The 21,301-nt window shown below is 71.3% G+C and carries 19 protein-coding genes; 12 read left to right on the top strand and 7 right to left on the bottom strand.

Annotated elements, in window-relative coordinates:
* The first annotated feature begins 397 nt into the window (after window positions 1-397).
* Window positions 398-1,612 carry a phosphoserine phosphatase SerB gene (gene serB / locus ACZ5PB_RS27440; protein ID WP_468694589.1) on the top strand — a complete coding sequence of 405 codons (1,215 nt, stop codon included), beginning with the start codon at window positions 398-400 and terminating at the stop codon, window positions 1,610-1,612.
* A gap of 109 nt (window positions 1,613-1,721) precedes the next feature.
* Here the strand turns inward: serB and ACZ5PB_RS27445 are convergent, their stop codons facing one another.
* From ACZ5PB_RS27445 to ACZ5PB_RS27460, 4 genes are all read right to left on the bottom strand, one after another.
* Window positions 1,722-2,240: a SixA phosphatase family protein gene (locus ACZ5PB_RS27445; protein ID WP_468694591.1), complete on the bottom strand. Its 519-nt coding sequence runs from the start codon at window positions 2,238-2,240 to the stop codon at window positions 1,722-1,724.
* Between the two features lie 77 nt (window positions 2,241-2,317).
* On the bottom strand, window positions 2,318-2,524 hold the full coding sequence (locus ACZ5PB_RS27450; RefSeq protein WP_468694592.1) for a hypothetical protein: 207 nt from the start codon (window positions 2,522-2,524) through the stop codon (window positions 2,318-2,320).
* Window positions 2,525-2,690: 166 nt separating this feature from the next.
* Window positions 2,691-2,807, bottom strand: a complete 117-nt coding sequence (locus tag ACZ5PB_RS27455; protein ID WP_468694594.1) for an SGM_5486 family transporter-associated protein — start codon at window positions 2,805-2,807, stop codon at window positions 2,691-2,693.
* 62 nt (window positions 2,808-2,869) lie between these two features.
* The gene (locus tag ACZ5PB_RS27460; protein ID WP_468694596.1) at window positions 2,870-4,231 is read right to left on the bottom strand and encodes a CynX/NimT family MFS transporter; all 1,362 of its coding nucleotides are present in this window, start codon (window positions 4,229-4,231) and stop codon (window positions 2,870-2,872) included.
* Between the two features lie 78 nt (window positions 4,232-4,309).
* Between ACZ5PB_RS27460 and ACZ5PB_RS27465 the strand changes: the two genes are divergently transcribed.
* Window positions 4,310-5,008, top strand: a complete 699-nt coding sequence (locus ACZ5PB_RS27465; RefSeq protein ID WP_468694598.1) for a FadR/GntR family transcriptional regulator — start codon at window positions 4,310-4,312, stop codon at window positions 5,006-5,008.
* Here the strand turns inward: ACZ5PB_RS27465 and ACZ5PB_RS27470 are convergent.
* On the bottom strand, window positions 4,986-5,408 hold the full coding sequence (locus tag ACZ5PB_RS27470; RefSeq protein ID WP_468694599.1) for a hypothetical protein: 423 nt from the start codon (window positions 5,406-5,408) through the stop codon (window positions 4,986-4,988). The genes ACZ5PB_RS27465 and ACZ5PB_RS27470 overlap by 23 nt on opposite strands.
* 215 nt (window positions 5,409-5,623) lie before the next feature.
* On the opposite strand from ACZ5PB_RS27470, the gene ACZ5PB_RS27475 reads away from it, so the two are divergent.
* The 10 genes from ACZ5PB_RS27475 to ACZ5PB_RS27520 all read left to right on the top strand — a co-directional run bounded on the left by ACZ5PB_RS27475 (window position 5,624) and on the right by ACZ5PB_RS27520 (window position 19,643).
* Entirely contained in the window at window positions 5,624-7,036 is a 1,413-nt protein-coding gene (locus ACZ5PB_RS27475) for an amidohydrolase family protein (protein WP_468694601.1), read from the top strand.
* Window positions 7,037-7,216: 180 nt separating this feature from the next.
* Window positions 7,217-8,659, top strand: a complete 1,443-nt coding sequence (locus ACZ5PB_RS27480; RefSeq protein ID WP_468694603.1) for a nucleobase:cation symporter-2 family protein — start codon at window positions 7,217-7,219, stop codon at window positions 8,657-8,659.
* Window positions 8,660-8,705: 46 nt separating this feature from the next.
* Window positions 8,706-9,452 carry a GntR family transcriptional regulator gene (locus tag ACZ5PB_RS27485; protein WP_468694605.1) on the top strand — a complete coding sequence of 249 codons (747 nt, stop codon included), beginning with the start codon at window positions 8,706-8,708 and terminating at the stop codon, window positions 9,450-9,452.
* A 106-nt stretch (window positions 9,453-9,558) separates the two neighbouring features.
* Window positions 9,559-11,799 (top strand): molybdopterin cofactor-binding domain-containing protein, encoded by a 2,241-nt coding sequence (locus ACZ5PB_RS27490; RefSeq protein ID WP_468694607.1) that lies wholly within the window; start codon window positions 9,559-9,561, stop codon window positions 11,797-11,799.
* 89 nt (window positions 11,800-11,888) lie between these two features.
* Window positions 11,889-12,839, top strand: coding sequence for an amidohydrolase family protein (locus ACZ5PB_RS27495; RefSeq protein WP_468694608.1), 951 nt, complete (start codon window positions 11,889-11,891; stop codon window positions 12,837-12,839).
* A gap of 116 nt (window positions 12,840-12,955) precedes the next feature.
* Window positions 12,956-13,702 (top strand): aspartate racemase/maleate isomerase family protein, encoded by a 747-nt coding sequence (locus ACZ5PB_RS27500; RefSeq protein WP_468694610.1) that lies wholly within the window; start codon window positions 12,956-12,958, stop codon window positions 13,700-13,702.
* Window positions 13,689-15,065: a UbiD family decarboxylase gene (locus tag ACZ5PB_RS27505; RefSeq protein WP_468694613.1), complete on the top strand. Its 1,377-nt coding sequence runs from the start codon at window positions 13,689-13,691 to the stop codon at window positions 15,063-15,065. Before ACZ5PB_RS27500 ends, ACZ5PB_RS27505 begins: the two co-directional genes overlap by 14 nt.
* 90 nt (window positions 15,066-15,155) lie before the next feature.
* The gene (locus tag ACZ5PB_RS27510) at window positions 15,156-15,905 is read left to right on the top strand and encodes a 3-hydroxybutyrate dehydrogenase (protein ID WP_468694616.1); all 750 of its coding nucleotides are present in this window, start codon (window positions 15,156-15,158) and stop codon (window positions 15,903-15,905) included.
* A 69-nt stretch (window positions 15,906-15,974) separates the two neighbouring features.
* Complete coding sequence (locus ACZ5PB_RS27515) at window positions 15,975-17,390, top strand: MFS transporter (protein ID WP_468694617.1); 1,416 nt, start codon at window positions 15,975-15,977, stop codon at window positions 17,388-17,390.
* Between the two features lie 303 nt (window positions 17,391-17,693).
* Window positions 17,694-19,643 (top strand): helix-turn-helix domain-containing protein, encoded by a 1,950-nt coding sequence (locus ACZ5PB_RS27520; protein ID WP_468694619.1) that lies wholly within the window; start codon window positions 17,694-17,696, stop codon window positions 19,641-19,643.
* Window positions 19,644-19,722: 79 nt separating this feature from the next.
* Here ACZ5PB_RS27520 and fabI read toward each other — a convergent pair whose 3' ends face one another.
* Together fabI and fabG are read right to left on the bottom strand one after the other, a co-directional pair.
* Window positions 19,723-20,484, bottom strand: coding sequence for an enoyl-ACP reductase FabI (gene fabI / locus ACZ5PB_RS27525; RefSeq protein ID WP_468694620.1), 762 nt, complete (start codon window positions 20,482-20,484; stop codon window positions 19,723-19,725).
* A 5-nt stretch (window positions 20,485-20,489) separates the two neighbouring features.
* Entirely contained in the window at window positions 20,490-21,206 is a 717-nt protein-coding gene (gene fabG, locus ACZ5PB_RS27530) for a 3-oxoacyl-[acyl-carrier-protein] reductase (protein WP_468694621.1), read from the bottom strand.
* Between the last annotated feature and the right edge of the window lie 95 nt (window positions 21,207-21,301).

Below are 21,301 nucleotides of genomic sequence, written 5' to 3' on the forward strand. Positions count from 1 at the left end.
TGCCCCTCCCCGCCCCTTCCCTAAACCGCTCCGCGGGGCCAGGGGTTGTTAGCAGCGGGTCGAGTGTGGTTGCTCGCGCAGTTCCCCGCGCCCCTAACTACGAGTACTCAGGGGCGCGGGGAACTGCGCGGCCAGCCACGCACACACCCGCACATGACCACCGGCCGTGGCCGGGCCCGCCACCTGCCCAACCCCGGGGGCCGGCAGCCCACCCACCCCCGCCCGGCCGCACGGGCCGGGGTCTGGGGCAGCGCCCCCACGCGGCGGAGCCGCAAATGTCACAGCCGGGAAGGGGCGGGGAGGGGAAAAGCCCCGCGCAGCGGAGCCTCGTTCCGGGTGTCCGGTGGGCGGGACGGTGGGTGAAGGTACGGGTGGGGGCCGATACGGTGGGGGCACCATGAGCGTATTGCCGAATGCCGACGTCCCCACCCTTCTCGTCAAGATCTTCGGGAAGGACCGCCCCGGGATCACCGCCGGGCTCTTCGACACCCTCGCCGCCTACTCCGTCGATGTCGTCGACATCGAGCAGGTCGTCACCCGTGGCCGCATCGTCCTGTGCGTCCTCGTCACCGAGCCCACCGTCGCGGCCGCCGGTGAACTCCGGGCGACCGTGCACAGCTGGGCCGATTCGATGAAGCTCCAGACCGAGATCATCTCGGGTACGGGCGACAACCGGCCCCGTGGCAGCGGCCGTTCGCACGTCACCGTGCTCGGGCACCCGCTGACCGCCGAGTCGACGGCCGCCATAGCGGCCAGGATCACCGACACCGGCGGCAACATCGACCGTATCTTCCGCCTCGCCAAGTACCCGGTCACCGCCGTGGAGTTCGCGGTGTCGGGTGCCGAGACCGAGCCCCTGCGGACCGCGCTCGCCACCGAGGCCGCGGAGATCGGGGTCGATGTGGCCGTGGTCTCCGCCGGGCTGCACCGGCGGGCGCGGCGGCTGGTGGTGATGGACGTGGACTCGACGCTCATCCAGGACGAGGTCATCGAGCTGTTCGCCGCGCACGCCGGGTGCGAGGCGGAGGTCGCCGCCGTCACCGAGCAGGCCATGCGCGGCGAGCTGGACTTCGAGCAGTCGCTCCACGCGCGCGTGGCGCTGCTGGCCGGGCTGGACGCCGCCGTAGTGGAGAAGGTGCGCGCCGAGGTGCGGATGACGCCCGGCGCCAGGACCCTCGTACGTACGCTCAAGCGGCTCGGGTACCAAGTGGGGGTCGTGTCCGGAGGGTTCACCCAGGTCACCGACGCGCTCAAGGACGAGCTGGCGCTCGACTTCGCCTCCGCCAACACGCTGGAGATCGTGGACGGCAAGCTCACCGGGCGGGTGGTCGGCGAGATCGTGGACCGGGCGGGCAAGGCGCGGCTGCTGCGCCGGTTCGCCTCGGAGGCCGGTGTTCCGCTCGATCAGACGGTGGCGATCGGCGACGGGGCGAACGACCTCGACATGCTCAACGCGGCGGGTCTGGGTGTCGCGTTCAACGCAAAGCCGGTGGTCAGGCAGGCTGCCGACACCGCCGTCAACGTGCCCTTCCTGGACACCGTCCTCTATCTCCTCGGGATCACTCGTGAAGAGGTCGAGGCCGCGGACGGGGATGTCGTTCATCTGCACTGAGTGAGTGCGAGTGAGTGAGCGAGTGAGTGAGTGGGTCAGGGCCCCGGCTGCGTACGCTGCCGGGGCCCTTGCTGGTTCCTGGTTCGGTGCGTGCCTGCGTGCCTGCGTGCTAGTCGTGCGGTGCCCAGTAGTCCGTCAGCCTGCCCACTCCGTGCTCCACGGACTTCCACGATCCGGTGAACTCGATCACCGCATACGTCGCCGTGGGGAAGCCGCTCTTGGTCATCCGGGCCAGTGCGTCGGGGTCCGCCTTGCCTGCGAGGGCGTCGGCGACCGCGTGCATTCCGGGGTTGTGGCCGATGACCAGGAGGTCGGCGACCTCGTCGGGCACCTCGTTGAGCAGGGCGAGGATCTCGCCGAGGGATGCCTCGTACAGCCGGTCCTCGTAGACGGTCTTGGGGCGTTCCGGCATCTCCTGCACGGCCAGCTTCCAGGTCTCGCGGGTCCTGGTGGCCGTCGAGCACAGGGCCAGGCCGAAGGGGATGCCGGTGTCCGCCAGTTTGCGGCCTGCGGTGGCGGCGTCCCTGCGGCCCCGGTCGGCGAGCGGCCGGTCGTGGTCGGACACCTGCGGCCAGTCGGCTTTGGCGTGCCGGAGAAGGACGATCCTGCGGGGTGTATCGACGCTCATGCATCCCAGCTTCGCACGAAATGCACTCGGGGGCCCGGGGTGTTGGCGGGCTCCCCCGGCACGGGTGAATAGGGGGATCAGAGGGAGAGGACCGCGAGGATCCGGTCCAGGAGGTACGCGACGCCCGGGGCGTGCGCCGGACCCGCCGAGGCGCTGGCCTGACCCGAACCTGCCATCAGGACGAACAGCGCGACGAAGGCGACGACCGGCAGCGCGACCGCCCACCACGGCAGGCGCTTGCCCGCTTCGGTGGTGCGGTGTGCGGTGTGCATGGGGGCCGACATGGCCGCCTCCGAGGGTGAGCGGTATCCGAACGGGACACTTCGAACCTACGGAGTCCGGACGCTCGGGCCCATCCGGTGAACTCCCCACTTGACCCTGATCCCAGCCCCCTAGGGGATGGTGGGGACAACCCCACCCCCACGCCCGTCCCCGGGGCCGGGGCCTGGTCTACGGAGAGGCCAGCATCGCGATCACGGCGATGATCACGGTGACGGCGAGCATCGCGCCGAGCACGATCAGGAGCTTCTTGTGGCCGTTCTGGGGGTTCGGGTCGAGCACAGGCATGGGGTCAGTCTTGCACCCTTTGCCCCAGCCCGTGCCGAGCCCGCCCCCCCTGTTCCCCGGGGTCAGGCGGCGAGTTCCGCCTCGATCGTGCGGTTGCGGCCGGCCAGCACGCCGACCACCATCTGCGGCACCATCAGCGCCGCCATCAGCGCGATCGGTACGCCCCAGCCGCCGGTGGCGTCGTGCAGCACGCCGATGAGCAGCGGGCCCGGGATGGAGAGCAGGTAGCCGACGCTCTGCGCGAAGGCGGACAGCTTGACCACGCCCTGGTGGCTCTTGGCGCGCAGCCCGATCATGGTGAGCGCGAGGGGGAAGGCGCAGTTGGAGACGCCGAGCAGGAGTGCCCAGGCCCAGGAGCCGCCCGCCGGGGCGAAGTAGAGACCCGCGTATCCGGTCAGTCCGCACAGTCCGAGGACCAGGACGACCGGGCCCTGGTTCGGGAGCCGGGTGGCGACGCGGGGGATGACGAAGGCGAGCGGGATGCCCATCGCCATGGTGAGGGCCAGCAGGACGCCCGACGTACCGGCGGAGATGCCGGCGTCACGGAAGATCTGCGGCATCCAGCCCATGGTGATGTACGCGGCGGTGGCCTGGAGGCCGAAGAAGAAGGCGAGCGCCCAGGCGGTGCGGCTGCGGACCATGGACAGGGCCGGTGCGGCGGTACGGGCCGGGGTCTCGGCAGCCGATTCGATGGCCTCGACGTCGGGGGTCTCGGCCTCCGCCTTCCTGCCCGCGGCACGCTTGTCACGGCCGTGCCGCAGCGCCAGCGGCAGCCAGGCGCAGAGTGCGAGCGCCGCGAGGCTGCCCCAGACGGCGAGGCCGGTCTGCCAACTGCCGCCCAGCGCCTTGGTCATGGGCACGGTGGTGAGTGCGGCCAGCGAGGTGCCGATGGCGAGGGCCATCGAGTAGAGGCCCGTCATCGTGGAGACCCGGTCGGGGAACCACTGCTTGACGATGGCCGGCAGCAGGATGTTGCTGACGGCTATGCCGACGAGGGCGAGGGCGCTGGCGGCGAGGAAGCCCGCCGTGCCGCCGGCGAAGGGGCGCAGGACCAGGCCGATCGCGATCGCGGCCATGCCCGCGCAGACGATGGACGCCGGGCCGAAGCGCCGGGCCAGCCGGGGGGCCATGATCCCGAAGACCGCGAAACAGACGGACGGTACGGAGGTGAGCAGGCCTGCGACGGTGCCGCTCATCCCGAGCCCCTTGCGGACCTCTTCGAGGAGGGGGCCGAGGCTGGTGATGGCGGGGCGGAGGTTCAGCGCGGCGAGCACCAGGCCGACGACCATGAGCCGGACGAGCCAGACGGACTGCGGGGCCGTCTTCTTCTCGTTCTGGCGCACGGCTGCGGCTGCGGGGGCGGTGCGGGGCTTCTGTGCGGTGCTGGGCTCTGGGCTCAGGGTCCGGGTTTCGTCGACAGGCATGGAACCATCATAGAATCATGGGATGATTGGTTGTCCAATCGGAAACCGGTCACAGATCACCACCGAACGAGGAGCACCATGACGCTGACCTCTCCCCGGCGTTCCGCACTCTCCGACCAGGTCATCAGCGCCCTGCGCAACCAGATCACCTCCGGCGAGTGGCCCGTGGGGTCACGGATCCCGACCGAGCCCGAGCTGGTCGAGCAGCTGGGTGTGGCGCGGAACACGGTCCGCGAGGCGGTGCGCGCGCTCGCGCACAACGGGCTCCTGGACATCCGGCAGGGCTCGGGGACCTACGTACTGGCGACGAGCGAGCTGGCGGGGGTGATGCACCGCAGGTTCGCGGACGCCGATCCGCTGCACATCGCCGAGCTGCGTTCCACGCTGGAGTCGTCGGCCGGGCGGCTGGCCGCGCAGCGGCGCACCGAGAAGGACGTGCGGCAGCTGGACGCGCTGCTCGCGCGGCGCGAGGAGGCGTGGGCCTCGGGGAACACGGAGCAGTTCGTCACGGCGGACGCCTCGCTGCACCTGGCGGTGGTGGCCGCCTCGCACAACGACGTACTGATCGGGCTCTACGCCGACCTCGGTGACCTGCTGCGGGACTGGCTGCGCGTCGACATCGGGCACGAGCTGCGGCCGGAGGAGCACATGGACCACAGCCGGCTGATCGAGGCGATCCGGGCCGGGGACGCGGAGACCGCGGCGTCCGAGGCGGCCGGGTACTCGCTGAAGTGCCTGGCCGACCGCGGGGTCCTCACCGAGGCCGCTCGGGACTGAGGCCGTGCGCGGGCCCCTTGCCCGGTGTCGCCGGGGTGCGGGAGTGGCTGACCCAGGTGCTGCCGATCTCCTTCCAGCAGCGGCCGGTCAGCCGTACGGTCTGGGCGGGGCCCACTTCCTTGTGGGCGGAGTCGCTGTCGATGTCCCACCAGCGGGTGCACTCGGTGTGCAGCTGGACGTGGTCGGGCTCGGGGTACGGGTTGTGGCAGTACGAGACGACCTGCGAGCCCTCCACCGAGGTCCGGCAGCTGGAGCCGAACGGGGCGGGGGCCGGTGCCTCGGCCCGGGGTCCGGGGTCGCGCTCGCCGGGAAGCGCCGCGTAGGAGGCCGCCCCGGCGAGGGCGACCGCCAGGACCGAGGACACCACGAGCGCCGCGCCCCTCCTGCCGTGACCGGACACCGTGCCCCACCTCCTCCCCTGCGCACCGCGTAGCGGCCGGGATGATCCCGGTTTGCTCAGTCTGCGGTGATTGCGTGGGGTTTTCGACTTGGAGGGCTCCTGACGAGCACGTTCCGTCGGAGAGGGTTGACAGGCCGACTGGCCTGAATACGTTACATGCAACATTGAGCATGTCGCCGACCTCTCGGAGGACCTCCATGCGTCCCACACGCCCCGTGGCTCACTCAAGCCCCCTGGAATGCGATCTGCTGCTGTCGGGCGGGCGGGTGCTGACCGTCGACGGGCGGCGGTCCGTGTACGAGCCGGGCTCGGTGGCGATCGCGGGCGGCCGGGTGGTGGCGGTCGGCCCGGCGGCCGAGACCGACGCCCAGTGGCGGGCGCGGCGGACCGTGGACTGCCGGGGCCGGGCGGTGCTGCCGGGGTTCGTCGACGGGCACTCGCACCTGTTCCAGGCGCTGGCCCGCGGGATGGGCGAAGGGCTCTCCATCTGGCCCTGGCTCTGCGAGTTCATGTGGCCGTACTCGATAGCCGTGGACCCCGAGGACGCCCGGGTGGCGGCCACGCTCGGGGCGGTGGAGGCGGTGCGTTCGGGCATCACCACCGTGATCGACAACCACTACGCGCCGACCGACCCGGACACCGTCCTGGCGGTCGCGCGGGCCGTCGAGGCGGTGGGGCTGCGGGGCGCGATCGCGCGCGGCATGCTCGGCCGCAAGACCGGGGTCGCCGTGTCGCGCGGCCTCCCGGACGCGCTGTACCGCTACTCCACGCAGGAGGAGCTGGACATCACCCGGGATTGCATGCAGAGCCGCCCGCCGCGGACCTCGATGGTCGAGATCTGGCCCGCGCCGCTCAATCTGAGTTACGTGGACCAGGACCTGGTCCGCGGGGCGGTGGAGCTCGCCGCCGAGTTCGGCACCCGCTGGCACACACACTGCTCGGAGGGGGCCAAGGACCCGGCGAGCTATCTGGAGGCGTACGGGGTGCGGCCGGTGGAGTGGCTGGCCAGGGAGGGGCTGCTCGACGAACGGGCCACCCTGGCGCACGCCGTCTGGCTGGACGACGCCGAGGTCAAGCACGTCGGCGAGCGCAGGGCCGGGGTGTCCCACAACCCCACGTCGAACGCCTATCTGGCCTCCGGGGTGATGCGGCTGCGCGCACTGCGGGACGCGGGCGCGGTGGTGTCGCTGGGCACCGACGGGCCGAGCGCGGGGCACCGGCAGGACATGTTCGAGGTGATGAAGCAGACCCTCTTCGGCCAGCGGCAGCACCATCTCGACCCGGCGTCGGCACGCTGCGAGGAAGCCCTCGAACTGGCCACCCGCGAGGGCGGCAGGTACGCCGGTACGGGCACCGGCACGCTGTCCGTGGGCGCGGCGGCCGATGTCGTGGTCGTGGACCTGGACCGGCCGCACCTGCGCCCCGTCCACCGCACGGTCGCCACCCTCGTCTACTCGGCGCGCGGCAGCGACGTGGAGATGACGATCGTCGACGGGCGGGTGGTCTTCGAGGAGGGCCGCTGCACCCTCGTCGACGAGTCCGCGCTGCTCGAAGAGGCGCAGGAGCGGGCCGAACGGCTGGTCTCCCGCGCCGGGTTCGACGCACTGCGCAGTTCCTGGCGGCACTGAGTCCTTCCGTAACTCCTGCCCCCCCCACAGCCCACCGGCCACCTCCCGGGCCCCACAGACCTCCCGAGCACCACAGCCTCCCGAGATTCGCAGGACCCACGGCTGCCCGTCCGCGGCCACCGTACGTGCGCATACAAGGACCCCTGCCGTCACGGGCGGCAGGTGGAGGGAGAACGCACAATGTCCCGCACCACAGCACAGGGCTCATCGGAACAGGAGTGGACGGACGACCGGTCCGCCGACCCGGTGGAGGCAGTGCCCTCCGCCTGGCGGCTCGCCGTCTACGGGTTGCAGCACGTGCTCGCCTTCTACGCCGGCGCGGTCGTCATGCCGCTGCTGGTCGCGCAGGGAGTCGGCCTGCCGGACAAGGACATCGGGATGCTGGTCAACGCGTCACTGCTGACCTGCGGCATCGCCACGCTGATGCAGGCGGTGGGCTTCAAGGGGGTCGGCATCAAACTGCCGATCGTGCAGGGCACCTCGACCACGGCGGTGCCCTCGCTGGTCTCGGTGGGGCTGGCGGCCGGCGGCGCGAAGGCCGGGATGCCGACCGTACTGGGAGCGGTGATCGCGGCGGGGCTCGCCCTGTTCGTGATCGCGCCGGTCTTCAGCAAGCTGGTGAAGTTCTTCCCGCCGCTGGTCACGGGCACCATCGTGACGATCGTCGGGATCACCCTGCTCGCGGTGGCCGCACGCCAGGTGGGCGGCGGCGACCCGAGCGCGAAGACCTTCGGCTCGCCGGCGCAGCTGGGTCTCGCGGCGGTGACGTTCGTGGTCATTCTGCTGCTGTACAAGTTCTCGCGCGGCTTCATGGCCACCATCGCCGTCCTGGCGGGTCTGGTCATCGGCACCGCGGTCGCCGCGATCCTGGGGAAGACGGACTTCTCGAAGATCGGTGACGCCTCCTGGTTCGGCATGGCCGCACCGCTGCACTACGGCGTCGAGTTCGACAGCCTCGCGATCCTGGCCATCTTCATGGTGATGATCATCGTGGCGGTGGAGTCCATCGGGCAGTTCTTCGCGGTCGGCGAGATCGTCGGCCGTGAGGTGGACGGCAAGGGCGTCACCCGGGCGCTGCGGGCGGACGGGCTGGCCACGGCGATCGCCGGTGTCCTCAACTCGTTCCCCAGCACCGTCTATTCGCAGAACATCGGGCTGATCCGGCTCACCCGGGTCAAGAGCCGCTGGATCATCGCGTCGGCCGGCGTGATCATGATTCTCTTCGGGCTGGTGCCCAAGATCGGGGCGATCGTGGCCTCGATGCCCGCCTCCGTGCTCGGCGGCGCCACGATCGTGCTCTTCGCGACCATCGGCGTCGTCGGCATCCAGATCCTGCTCCAGGCGGACCTCACCGACCAGCGGAACACCATCCTGGTGGCCGCGAGCCTGGGCATCGGGTTCCTGCCGACCGCGTTCCCGCAGTTCGCCGAGCAGATGCCGACCAGGCAGCTGCATGCACTCTTCGAGAGCGGCATCATCCTCGGCACCCTCACCGCTGTCCTGCTGAACCTCTTCTTCCACCATCTGCGGCTGCCGGGAAGGAGGAAGGAGGCTGCCGGACCCGTTGACCCACCGGAACATTACATGCAACATGAAGACCGCACGGAGAAAGACCCCGTGTAGCACCGACCGACACAGGACCGACTGACACAGGGATGGGGAGGCGAGGATGGCGACCGACAAGGCGATGAACCAGGCGATGAGCCAGGCAGTGAATCCGGTCGCGGCCGGGAGTCTGCTGGCGGACCGTGCGTACGACGAGCTGAAGGCCGCCGTGCTGGCGAACCGCCTCCGGCCCGGCGACGCGCTGTCCGTCCCGGCACTCGCCACGCAGATGGGCATCAGCCGCAGCCCCGTCAGGGAAGCCGTGCAGCGGCTGATCCACGACGGACTCGCCTCCCACGTCCCGCACCGGGGCGCCGTGGTCTCCACCGTCGACCTGGAGGACGTACGTCAGCTGTACGTGGTCCGCGAGGTCATGGAGGGACTGGCGGCGCGCCTGGCCACCGAGCGGCTCGACGCCACCAAGGTCGGCGAGCTGCGCGAACTCCTCGAACAGCACGAGCGCGTGGTCACCTCCGACTACGACGAGCGCGCCCACATCGAGATGGACATGGCGTACCACCGGCTGATCCGCGAGGTGGCCGGAAACACCCACCTCACCTCCGCCCTCGACACCATCCAGGGCAAGGCGCACCTGGCGCTGCACTCGCTGTGGCGCAGCCCGGAGGCGCCGAGGCTGGCCGTGGCCGAGCACCGCAGGATCTTCGAGGCGATGACGGCCGGCGATCCGGACGCGGCGGAGCTGGCGGCCCGCGAGCACATCAGACGGCTGCGCATCCGGCTCTCCCAGGCGGTGGCCGCGGGCCCCGACCAGGACGGCACGACCGGGCCGGACATCCACCCGGTCGCGTAACACGCACCACAAGAACGCACCACAGAGCGCACCACCCGCACTACGCACCACACGCACCACATCGCACCACCCCAACCCCCATGACGTGGAAGGGAAGTGACGAAACGTGCGCACCGCAACCGGAATCCGGAACGGGGTGGGCGAAAGCGTCCGGCGGCCCGACGGGCGGCTGAAGGTGAAGGGGGACTTCGCGTACTCCTCCGACCTGCACGCGGACAACATGGTGTGGGGCGCGACCCTGCGCAGCCCGCACCCGTCGGCCCGGATCGTACGGTTCGACGCGAGCAGGGCACTCAAGTTGCCCGGGGTCGTCGCCGTCCTCACCCACGAGGACGTGCCGGGCCATCCGCTGTACGGCATGAAGGTCGCCGACCAGCCCGTCCTGGCCAAGGACGTGGTCCGCTACCAGGGCGAGCCGGTGGCCCTGGTGGCCGCCGACCATCCGGAGACCGCCCGCCGCGCCCTGCGCCTCATCGAGGTCGAGTACGAGATACGGACCCCGCTGACCGTCCCGGAACTGGCGGTCACCGGGGAGGGCCCGCGCGTGCACGAGCGGCGGGTGGACGGCAAGGACGAGCTGGGCAACGTCGTACGTCACGTGCGCATCCGGCACGGTGACATGGCCGAGGCCGAACGGCTCGCCGAGGTGGTCGTCTCGGGCACGTACGACGTGGGCATGCAGGACCAGGCGTTCCTAGGCCCGGAGTCGGGGCTCGCGATACCCGCCGAGGACGGCGGCGTCGACGTCTACGTGTCGACCCAGTGGCTGTACGACGACCAGCACCAGATGTGCTCGGCGCTCGGGCTCCCCCCGGAGAAGGTGCGGCTGACCATGTCGGGCGTGGGCGGCGCCTTCGGGGGCCGCGAGGACGTCTCCGTACAGATCCACTCGGCGCTCCTCGCCCTGCACACCGGCCGCCCGGTGAAGATGAGCTACAACCGCGAGGAGTCCTTCTTCGGGCACGTGCACCGCCACCCGGCGAAGATGTGGTTCGAGCACGGGGCGACGCGCGACGGCAGAATCGTCTACGTCAAGGCGCGGCTGGTCTTCGACGGCGGCGCGTACACCTCCACCTCGCAGGTCGTCATCGCCAACGGCTCGTACTTCGCGGCCGGGGCGTACGAGGTCCCGCACGTGGAGATCGACGGGTACTCCGTCTACACCAACAACCCGCCCTGCGGGGCGATGCGCGGCTTCGGTGCCGTCCAGTCCTGTTACGGCGTGGAGTCCAACCTCGACAAGCTGGCCCGTGAACTGGGCATCGAGCCGGTCGAGTTGCGGATACGGAACGCCATGACGACCGGGACGATGCTGCCGACCGGGCAGGAGGTGGACGGCCCGGCGCCCGCGGCGGAACTGCTGGAGCGCCTGCGCGACCGGCCCCTCCCGCCGTCCGGCGAGGGCGTCTTCGGCCTCCCCGGCGGGCTCAACAACACCACCCACGGCGAGGGCATCAAGCGCGGTGTCGGCTACGCGATCGGCGTCAAGGCGATCGGCTTCTCGGGCGGTGTCGACGACCGGTCGGTGGCCCGGGTCAGGCTGTCCCTCGCGGACGGCGAGCCGGTGGCGCAGGTGCACACCTCGGCGGCCGAGTGCGGCCAGGGCATCGTCACCATCCAGGCACAGATCGTACGGACCGAACTAGGCGTCCAGCAGGTCACCGTCCTCCCCGCGGACACCCGGGTCGGCGACGCCGGCTCCTCGTCCGCCTCGCGCATCAGCTGGATGAGCGGCGGCGCGGTGCAGGGGGCGTGCAAGGCCCTCAAGGAGCGGATCACCGAGCTGGGCGGCGACGGCGATCTCGCACAACTCCTGGCCGCGCACGGGTCGTTGGAGGAGGAGTACGAGTACTCCCACCGGCGGACGTATCCCGTCGACCCGGAGTTCGGGCAGGGCCGGGCGCACATCGCCTTCGCGTTCGCCGCGCACCGGGCCGTCGTCGAGGTCGACACCGACCTCGGGCTGGTGAAGGTGGTGGAGCTGGCCACCGCCCAGGACGTCGGCAAGGCGATGAACCCGCTCGCCGTGGAGGGACAGATCGAGGGCGGCAGCGCCCAGGGGCTGGGGCTGGCCCTGATGGAGGAGCTGCACGTGAAGGACGGCAAGGTGCGCAATCCCTCCTTCACCGACTACCTCATCCCCACCATCGCGGACATGCCGTCCGTCCCCATAGACCTTCTCGAACTGCCGCACCCCGACTCGCCGTACGGCCTGAACGGGGTGGGCGAGCCGCCGACCCTGTCCTCCACGCCCGCCATCGCGAACGCCCTGCGCGACGCGACGGGGCTGGAGCTGGCCAGGGTGCCGGTGCGGCCCGACGACTTCATCCACAGCGAAGGGAGGTGAGGCGGGCCCTGCCCTGGGTCCCCCAACGGTTCACCGAGGTCCACACAGGCGCCACGTACGACCAGAACCAGCAGGGAAGGAACAGCACCTTGATCATCGACACCCACATGCACCCCACCAACATCGTCGACCAGGCATGGAGGCACGACGGCACGCCGTTCACCGGCGAGCGCACCCTGGAGATGATGGACGGCCCCTACATGATCAACGGGAAGCCGCGCCGGATCGACATGGGCTGCATCATGCCCCCGCCGGGCAACTCGGTGTGGCAGGACGGGATGCGCGGTGGGCGCGAGGGCATCCGGGACTACATGGCGTACATCACCCACCTGGTGACGACGTACCCGGACCGCTTCATCGGCAACTTCATGTACAACCCGCGCTTCGGCCCGGAGAACGGCGCGGCGGAGCTGCGTCACCACGTCAAGGAATACGGCTACAAGATGGTCAAGCTGCATGCCAACATGCACGCTTACCGCCCGGACCGGGCGCTGGACTGGCTGCGTCCGGTGCTGAAGGTCTGCGACGAGCTCGGCATTCTCGTCCTGATCCACACCGGTGACGGGCCGTACTCGATTCCGACGCAGTTCTACCCGATCATCCGCGAGTTCCCGAACGTCAACTTCATCCTCGGCCACTTCGGTGTGCAGACGGGTGGCGTGTACTGCTTCGAGGCGCTCTACATGATCCTCGACTCGCCGAACGTGTACGGCGAGTCCGGCTGGCTCCTCCAGTCGCGCATCGTGGAGTTCGCGCAGCAGATGGAGAAGCACCAGCTGGTCTTCGGGACCGACTCGCCGCCCAACGAGCCCGGCATGTGGGCCCGTGAGCTGGAGGTCCTGATGGGCCCGCCGCCGCAGGGCATGAACCTCTCCGAGGAGCACCTGGAGGGGTACCTCGGCAACAACGTGGCGAAGCTGCTGGGCATCGACCCGACGCCGCCGCCGCGGGACGTGGAGGAGGCGCAGCTGCGCCTGAAGAGCTCGTTCGCGACGCTGGAGAATCCGTCGGCCAAGTCGGCCGCGGAGATGCGTCCGTAGCTCCCGGGACCGGGGCGGCTCCGATGCTCGGGAGGCTCGGGGCCGCCCCTTCTCCGTACAACTCTCCTTGTCGGTACGTAGCTCCCTCTTCTTCGCCTGAGAAAAGTGGTGTCGCCATGCAGCAGCGCATCGGTCATCTCGTTCCCTCCACCAGCGTCGGCGTCGAGCGCTGGGTGGCCCAGATCTGCAAGCCGGTCTCCATCGAGGTGACCCATCCGATCGCCCGCGCCTCGCTCCCGGAAGTGCTGAGCGGCCCGGCGATCGCCCCGGCGCAGTCCGGTGAACTGACGCGCGCGGCCTCACAGTTGGCGGATGCCGGGGTGAGCGCGGTGGTGTGGGGCGGCAGCTCGGCGGACCTGCACGGGGCGGCACACGGGCGGGCGATGGCACGCTGGGTGGAGGAGGTCACGGGGGTACGGGCCTCGACGGTCACGCTCGGCCAGATCGATCTGCTGTCGCGGCGGGACATCGTGTCGCTGGCACTGGTGTCGGCGGGCAACGAGCAGACGGCGGGGCGGCTGGCGGACACGTATCTCGCGGCCGGGTTCAAGATCGCGTCGGTGACGGCGCTGGGTCTGGCGACCGCACGGGAGGCGGCTGAGCTGCCGGTGTCGCGGGTGCGCAGGGCGCTGAAGGAAGCGGACTCGCTGGACGCGCAGTGCATCGTGGTCGCGGGGACGGAGCTGCCGGTGGCACCCGTGGCGGCCCTGGTGGAGCGGGAGTTGGGAAAGCCGGTGTACGACGGGGCGCGGGTGGCGATCCGTACCGGACTGGAGCTGCTGGGGCTTGTCGTCGTGGCACCCGAGTGGGGCGAGATGTTCGGCGCGGAGAAGCCGGCCGGGGTGTGCTGTGACACGCACTGAGGTCTCGCAGGACCTGCGGGAGTTCCTGCGTACGTACGAGGCGGAGCACCCGGAAGACGTCCTGACCGTCGAGGAGAAGCTGGACGGCGAGGACGTGGCGGCGCTGGCCATGGAGCTGGCGGCACGGGGGCGGGAGGAACTGCTGGTCTGCCGGGACGTGGCGGGGCTGGACACCCCGGTCGTCACCAACGTCTTCGCCTCGCGGCGGCGCGTCGCCCGGCTGCTCGGTACGGACCCGGCGGGGTTGCACGCGGCGTACCAGGCGGCTTCGGCGCGGGCCTGCGAGCCGAAGGTGGTGGCGGACGGTCCCGTCCTGGAGGTGGTCGAGTCCGGCGACGACGTCGACCTCGCCGCGCTGCCGCTGATCCGGCACTTCGCGTCGGACCGGGCCCCGTACATCACCAGCGGGATCATCGCGGCGGAGGCCCCCTCCTACGCGCCGCCCGGCCGCGCGGGCAATCTGAGCTACCACCGCTCGATGGTGCACGGCCGCGACGAACTGGCGACGAGCCTGCACTCGCGCGGCCACCTGTGGCAGTTGCTGCGGATGGCCGAGGAGCGCGGGGAGCGGCTGCCGGTGGCGCTGGTGCTGGGCGGGCATCCGCTGTTCATGCTGGCGGCGTCGGCGCGGCTGGGGGCGGACCAGGACGAACGGGACGTGGCGGGCGGGCTGTTCGGCGCGCCGCTGGAGGTCGTACGGACGCCGGAGTACGGGATACGGGTGCCGGCGAGCGCGGAGATCGTCCTGGAGGGGTACCTCGATCCGGCGCGGCACGCGGAGGAGGGGCCCTTCGGGGAGTTCTCGGGGTACTCCTCCGACCGGTCGACCAATGACGTGCTGACGGTGCGGACGGTGCTGCGGCGGGCCGACCCCCTGCTGATGGACGTGGTCGGCGGGAACACGGACGAGCATCTCAACCTGGCCCGCATTCCGCGCGAGTCGGAGATGGCGCAGAAGCTGCGGGAGCGGTTTCCCGAGGTCACGGCGTTGTACTACCCGACGTCGGGGACGCACTTCCATGCGTATGTGGCGATGCGGGCCTCGCGCCCCGGGCAGGCCAGGCAGATCATGCTGGGGCTGCTGGGCTGGGACCCGTATCTGAAGACGGTCGTGGCGGTGGACGAGGACGTGGACGTCACCCAGGACGCGCAGGTGCTGTGGGCGATGGCCACGCATCTGCAGCCGCACCGCGACGTGTTCGTGGTCGACGGCCTTCCCGGGAGCCCGCTCGACCCGTCGTCGACGGCGAACGGGACCACCTCGCGGATGGCGCTGGACGCGACGCGCGGCCCGGACTTCCACGGCGTACGGATCCGGGTCGCGGAGGAACGGGTGGCCACGGCACGGAGGCTGCTCGGGTAGAGGCCTGGTGCCTGCCGCCATACCGCGCCCCGTCATTGTGGGGTGCCGCACCATGGGAGGCGGTCTGGGGCGCCCCTACTGTTTCCGGCCATGACGAGCATATTCAGCGGCCGGAGTGCCCTGGTGACCGGTGGTGGCAGTGGCATCGGCCGGGCCTGTGCCCTCGCCCTCTCGCGGGCGGGGGCACATGTGCACGTGGTCGACCGGGACGCCGAAGCGGCGAAGGCGGCCGCCGCCGAGTGCGGCGGGTCCGCCCACGTGGTGGACCTCGCGGACCCCCGGGCGATCGAGACCCTCCCCGCCGAGGTCGACATCCTGGTCAACAACGCCGGGCTGCAGCACGTCGCACCGCTCACCGAATTCCCGCCCGAGCGCTTCGAGTTGATCCAGCGGGTGATGGTCACCGCGCCCTTCCTGCTGCTGCGCCGGGTGCTGCCGCACATGTACGGGGCCGGCTGGGGGCGGGTGGTGAACATCTCCAGCGTGCACGGCCTGCGCGCCAGCCCGTACAAGAGCGCCTACGTCACCGCCAAGCACGCCCTGGAGGGCCTGAGCAAGGTGACCGCCCTGGAGGGGGCGCCGCACGGGGTGACCAGCAACTGCGTCAGCCCCGGCTATGTGCGTACCCCCCTGGTCGAGGGCCAGATCCGCGACCAGGCGACGGCGCACGGCATCAGCCCCGACGAGGTGCTCTCCGACGTGCTCCTGGCCCGCACCCCCGTGAAACGGCTGCTCGACACGGCGGAGGTGGCGGCGGCGGTGCTGTGGCTGTGCGGGCCCGACTCCGGTTTCGTCAACGGGACTTCACTGCCGATGGACGGCGGCTGGACCGCCGGCTGAGTACCTGAGCTCCACACCCTCTCGCTCCCCTCCCCGCCTACTGGCCCACTGCGAAATCCGGTGACTTCCATGACTGACGCCACGACCGCCCCGGCACCCGCCGGGCGCGGCGGCATCGCCCGTATCGTCGGCGCGAGCCTGATCGGCACCACCATCGAGTGGTACGACTTCTTCCTCTACGGGTCGGCCGCCGCCCTGGTGTTCAACACCCTGTTCTTCCCGACCTCCGACCCCCTGGTCGGCACCCTGATCGCCTTCGTGACGTACGCGATCGGCTTCGCCGCCCGGCCGCTCGGCGGGATCGTCTTCGGGCACTTCGGCGACCGGATCGGCCGTAAGAAACTGCTGGTCGTCAGCCTGCTGCTGATGGGCGGCGCGACCTTCGCGATGGGTCTGCTGCCGACGTACGGGTCCATCGGCGTCGGCGCCCCGGTCCTGCTGACCGTGCTCCGGCTGGTGCAGGGCTTCGCGCTCGGCGGCGAGTGGGGCGGGGCGGTGCTGATCGTCTCCGAGCACGGCGGCGACAAGCACCGTGGTTTCTGGGCGAGTTGGCCGCAGGCCGGAGCGCCCGGCGGCAACCTCCTGGCGACCGGTGTGCTGGCGCTGCTGGCGGCCGTGCAGTCGGAGGAGGCGTTCCTGTCGTGGGGGTGGCGGATTCCGTTCCTGCTGTCCGGGGTGCTGGTGGTGATCGGGCTGTGGATACGGGTGTCCGTGTCGGAGTCGCCGGTCTTCCTGGCCGCGAAGGCGGAGGCGGACGCACGGGCCGCGCGCGGTGAGGCGGTCGAGGAGAAGGCGCCGGTGGTCGAGGTGTTCCGGCGCAGCTGGCGCGAGGTGCTGGCGGCGATCGGGGTCCGCTTCGGCGAGAACATCTCGTACTACCTCCTCACCTCCTTCCTCCTGGTGTACGTCACCACCCACCTCGGGCTCCCCAAGAGCACCGCCCTCAACGCGGTCCTGATCGGCTCGGCCGTGCACTTCGTGACGATCCCGTTGTGGGGCGCGCTGTCGGACCGGATCGGGCGGCGGCCGGTGACGCTGATCGGTTCGGTGGGGATGGCCGCCTGGGCGTTCGCCTTCTTCGCGCTGCTGGACAGCAGGTCGTTCCTGGTGATCACGGTGTCGGTGACGGTCGGACTGCTGCTGCACGGCGCGATGTACGGGCCGCAGGCGGCGTTCATCTCGGAGATGTTCGACACCAAGGTGCGGTACTCGGGGGCGTCGATGGGCTCCCAGCTGGCGTCGATCGTGGCGGGGGCGCTGGCGCCGATCATCGCGGTCGAGCTGCTGAAGGACTTCGGCTCCTCGGTGCCGCTGAGCCTGTACCTGTGTGCGGCGGCGGTGGTGACGACGGTGACGGTGGCGGTGATACGGGAGACCAGGGGGCGGGACCTGACGCGGGACGCGGCCGGTGCGGGTGGCGGTGCCGGGAGGAAGGTCGTGCCGGATTCCGCCGCGGTGAGCGCCACCGCCTCCGAGCGCACCTGACCGCGGGGGATTCTTCCCGGACCCGGACCCGGACCCGGGCGCGGGCGCGGCCACGGACCCCCGGGCACGCGCACGGGCACGGCCCCCCGGGCAGGGGCCCGGCCCCGGACTCGGGCACGGCCCGGACTCGGGCACGGACTTCGGGCCCGGGCACGGACTTCGGGCCCGGGCACGGGCCCGGATCGGAGCCGGACCGGACCCCGGTCTGCCGCTCGCGGGCGGAAGACGGCAGGCTGGGGCCGTCCGGGCCGGATCCGCCGGGCCGAGTCTCCGGGCGCCGACCACTGAGGAGAGCCCCGCGCCATGTCCGACCGCCCCTCCCCCGACGCCCCCGCGCCAGGTGCGCCCCCGCCCGGTTCTCCCGCCGCCGTCCTGCGCGAGCTGCTGGAGCTGCTCGCGGCCGGGGCCCCCGCCGAGCTCCTCGCCGGGCCCGCCGCGCGGGCCGTGCCCGGCACTCCCGCGGAGTCGGCCTGGCTCGCCGACGCGACCGGCACCGCCGTGTCCATCCGCCGCACCCTCGACCAGCACCTGCGGCGCGAGGCGGAACTGGCCGCCCTGTTCGACACGGCGGGGGACCTCGCGGCGCTGCGCGACCCGGACGCGGTGCTGCGCGCCATCGTGCGGCGGGCCAGGACCCTGCTGCGTACGGACGTCGCGTACCTGACGCTCAACGACCCGGCGGCGCACGACACTTACATGCGCGTCACCGACGGCTCCGTCTCCGCGGCCTTCCAGCAGCTGCGGCTCGGCATGGGCGACGGTCTCGGCGGGCTGGTCGCGCAGACCGCCCGCCCGTACGCCAGCCGGGACTACCGCACCGACCACCGCTTCCGGCACACCGACGCCATCGACCACGGGGTCGGCGAGGAGGGGCTGCGCGGCATCCTCGGAGTGCCGCTGCGGCTGGGCGCGCAGGTGATCGGGGTGCTGTTCGCCGCCGACCGGGCGCCGCGCGACTTCACCCCGGACGCCATCGCGCTGCTCGGCTCGCTCGCCGACCACGCGGCGGTCGCCATCGACGGGGCGCGGCTGATGGAGGAGACCAGGGCGGCCCTGGTCGGTCTGGAGGCGGCGAACGCGACCGCCCGCGCCCACAGCGAGGCCCTGCGCCGGGCGTCCGACGCCCACGACCGGCTGACCGAACTGGTGCTGCGCGGCGGCGAGGTGGGCGAGGTCGCGGCGGCCATCGCGGCGCTCCTGGAGGGCGGGCTCAGCATCCACGACACGGACGGCAGCGAACTGGCCCGGGTGGGCGAGGGCCCGGCCGCCCCGCCCGTTCGGGGCCTCGCCGAATCCCGCACCCACGGCCGTGCGGTGTACGCGGAGGGCGCCTGGACCTGTGCGGTCCTCGCCGGTGCGGAGCTCCTGGGCAGCCTGGTTCTGACGGGCCGCACCACTCCCCTCTCCGACGCCGACCTCCGCCTCTTCGAGCGGGCCGGGCTCGTCACCGCGCTGCTCCTGCTGCTGCACCGTTCGGTCGCGGAGACCGAGGACCGGGTGCGCGGCGAGCTGCTCGACGACCTGCTGTCCGAGTCCCCGCCCGGCGGGCGGACCGGCGCCGGTCTCGCGCTGCGCGCCAAGCGGCTCGGCGTCGACCCGGCGGCGCCCCACGCGGTGGCCGTACTGGACTGCGATCCGCCGGTGCGTTCCCGGCTGGCGGCGGACGTCGCACGGCGGGCCCGCGCACTGGGCGGACTGGCCGGGACGCGGGACGGTCTGGTGGTGCTGGTCGCGCCCGCCGGACCCGGGACACCGGCCCGCGAGCTGGCCGGGGAGCTGACGACGGCGCTGGGCACGCCCGTCACCGTGGGGGCGGCCGGGCCCGTCACCGGCGTACGGGAGCTCCCCCGCGCACACTTGGAGGCGCGCCGCTGTCTGCGCGCCCTGCACGCCCTGGGGCGTACCGGCGACGGCGCCGACCTGGCCGAACTGGGCTTCCTGGGCGTGCTGTTGGGCGACCGCGCGGACGTAGCGGCGTACACCGCGCGCGTGCTGGGCCCCGTACGGGACTACGACACGGAACGCGGCACCGAGCTGCTGCGCACCCTGGACGCGTACTTCGCGCACGACGGGAGTCCGTCCCGGGCCAAGGACGCGCTGCACGTGCACGTGAACACGGTGGTGCAGCGGCTGGAGCGGATCGGGCGGCTGCTCGGCCCGGACTGGAACAGCCCGGCGCGCGCCCTGGAGATCCAGCTGGCGCTGCGCCTGCACCGGCTGGCGGCGGGGGACGGGGAGCATGCCGGGCAGTAGCCGGACGCGGCCGTGGCCCGGCCCCCGCCCCGTACGGGGGAGGAGGACCGGGCCACGGCCGTACGACAGGGGTTGTCGCTCAGGCGCCCATGATGTGCACGCCGCCGTCGACGTGGATGATCTCGCCCGTCGTCTTCGGGAAGAAGTCCGACAGCAGGGCGACGATGCCCTTGCCGGCCGGCTCCGGGTCACCCATGTCCCAGTTCAGCGGGGAGCGGGTGTTCCAGATGTCCGCGAGTTCGTTGAAGCCCGGGATGGACTTGGCGGCCATGGAGCCGAGCGGGCCCGCGGAGATCAGGTTGCAGCGGATCTCCTCCTTGCCCAGGTCACGGGCGAGGTAGCGGCTGGTGGCCTCCAGCGCGGCCTTGGCCGGGCCCATCCAGTCGTACTTCGGCCAGGCGAACTGCGCGTCGAAGGTGAGACCGACGACCGAGGCGCCGTCGCTGAACAGCGGGCGGCAGGCCATCGTGAGCGACTTCAGGGAGTACGCGGAGACGTGCATCGCCGTCGACACGTCCTCGAAGGTGGCCTCCAGGAAGTTGAAGGCGCCCGGCGGGGCGAAGCCGATGGAGTGGACGATGCCGTCCAGTCCGCCGAGCTCCTCGCGGACGAGGCCCTCCAGACGGTCCAGGTGCTCCTGGTTGGTCACGTCCAGCTCGATGACCTTCGCCGGCTTCGGCAGTTTCTTGGCGATGCGCTCGGTCAGCGTCGGGCGGGGCCAGGCGGTCAGGATGACGTTGGCACCCTGCTCCTGTGCCACCTTGGCCGCGTGAAAGGCGATGGAGGACTCCATCAGGACACCCGTGATGAGGATGTTCTTGCCTTCGAGGATTCCGCTCATGGCGATCAGTGACCCATGCCCAATCCGCCGTCAACCGGGATGACGGCTCCAGTGATGTACGACGCGTTGTCGGAGGCGAGGAACTGCACCGCCGCGGCGATCTCCTCCGGCTTCGCGTAACGGCCGAGCGGCACCTGGGCGACGATGCCCTTGCGCTGCTCCTCCGAGAGAACCTGGGTCATGTCGGTGTCGACGAACCCGGGCGCGACTACGTTGAACGTGATGTTGCGCGAACCCAGCTCGCGGGCGAGCGAGCGCGCGAAACCGACCAGACCGGCCTTGGACGCGGCGTAGTTCGCCTGCCCGGCGGAGCCCAGCAGGCCCACCACCGAGGAGATCAGCACGACACGGCCCTTCTTGGCGCGCAGCATGCCGCGGTTGGCCCGCTTCACGACGCGGAAGGTACCGGTGAGGTTGGTGTCGAGGACGGACGTGAAGTCCTCCTCGGACATGCGCATCAGGAGCTGGTCCTTGGTGACGCCGGCGTTGGCGACCAGCACCTCCACGGGACCGTGCTTCTCCTCGATCTCCTTGTAGGCCTGCTCCACCTGCTCGGTGTCGGTGATGTCGCACTTGACGGCGAGGAAGCCCGCCTTCTCAAGGTCCGACGGATCACCCGAGCGGTACGTGATCGCGACCCTGTCGCCGTTGTCGGCGAAAGCGCGGGCGATGGCGAGGCCGATGCCCCGGTTGCCTCCGGTGACGAGAACCGAGCGGCTCAACGGATCACCCTTTCGATAGCGGTCTGGTCCTGATCGAAACTATCGGTATCCGGGCTCATACGGGGAATCGGCCCCTGACAGCGCCACCAGCCGAC

Source organism: Streptomyces sp. NPDC032721 (assembly GCF_055579625.1).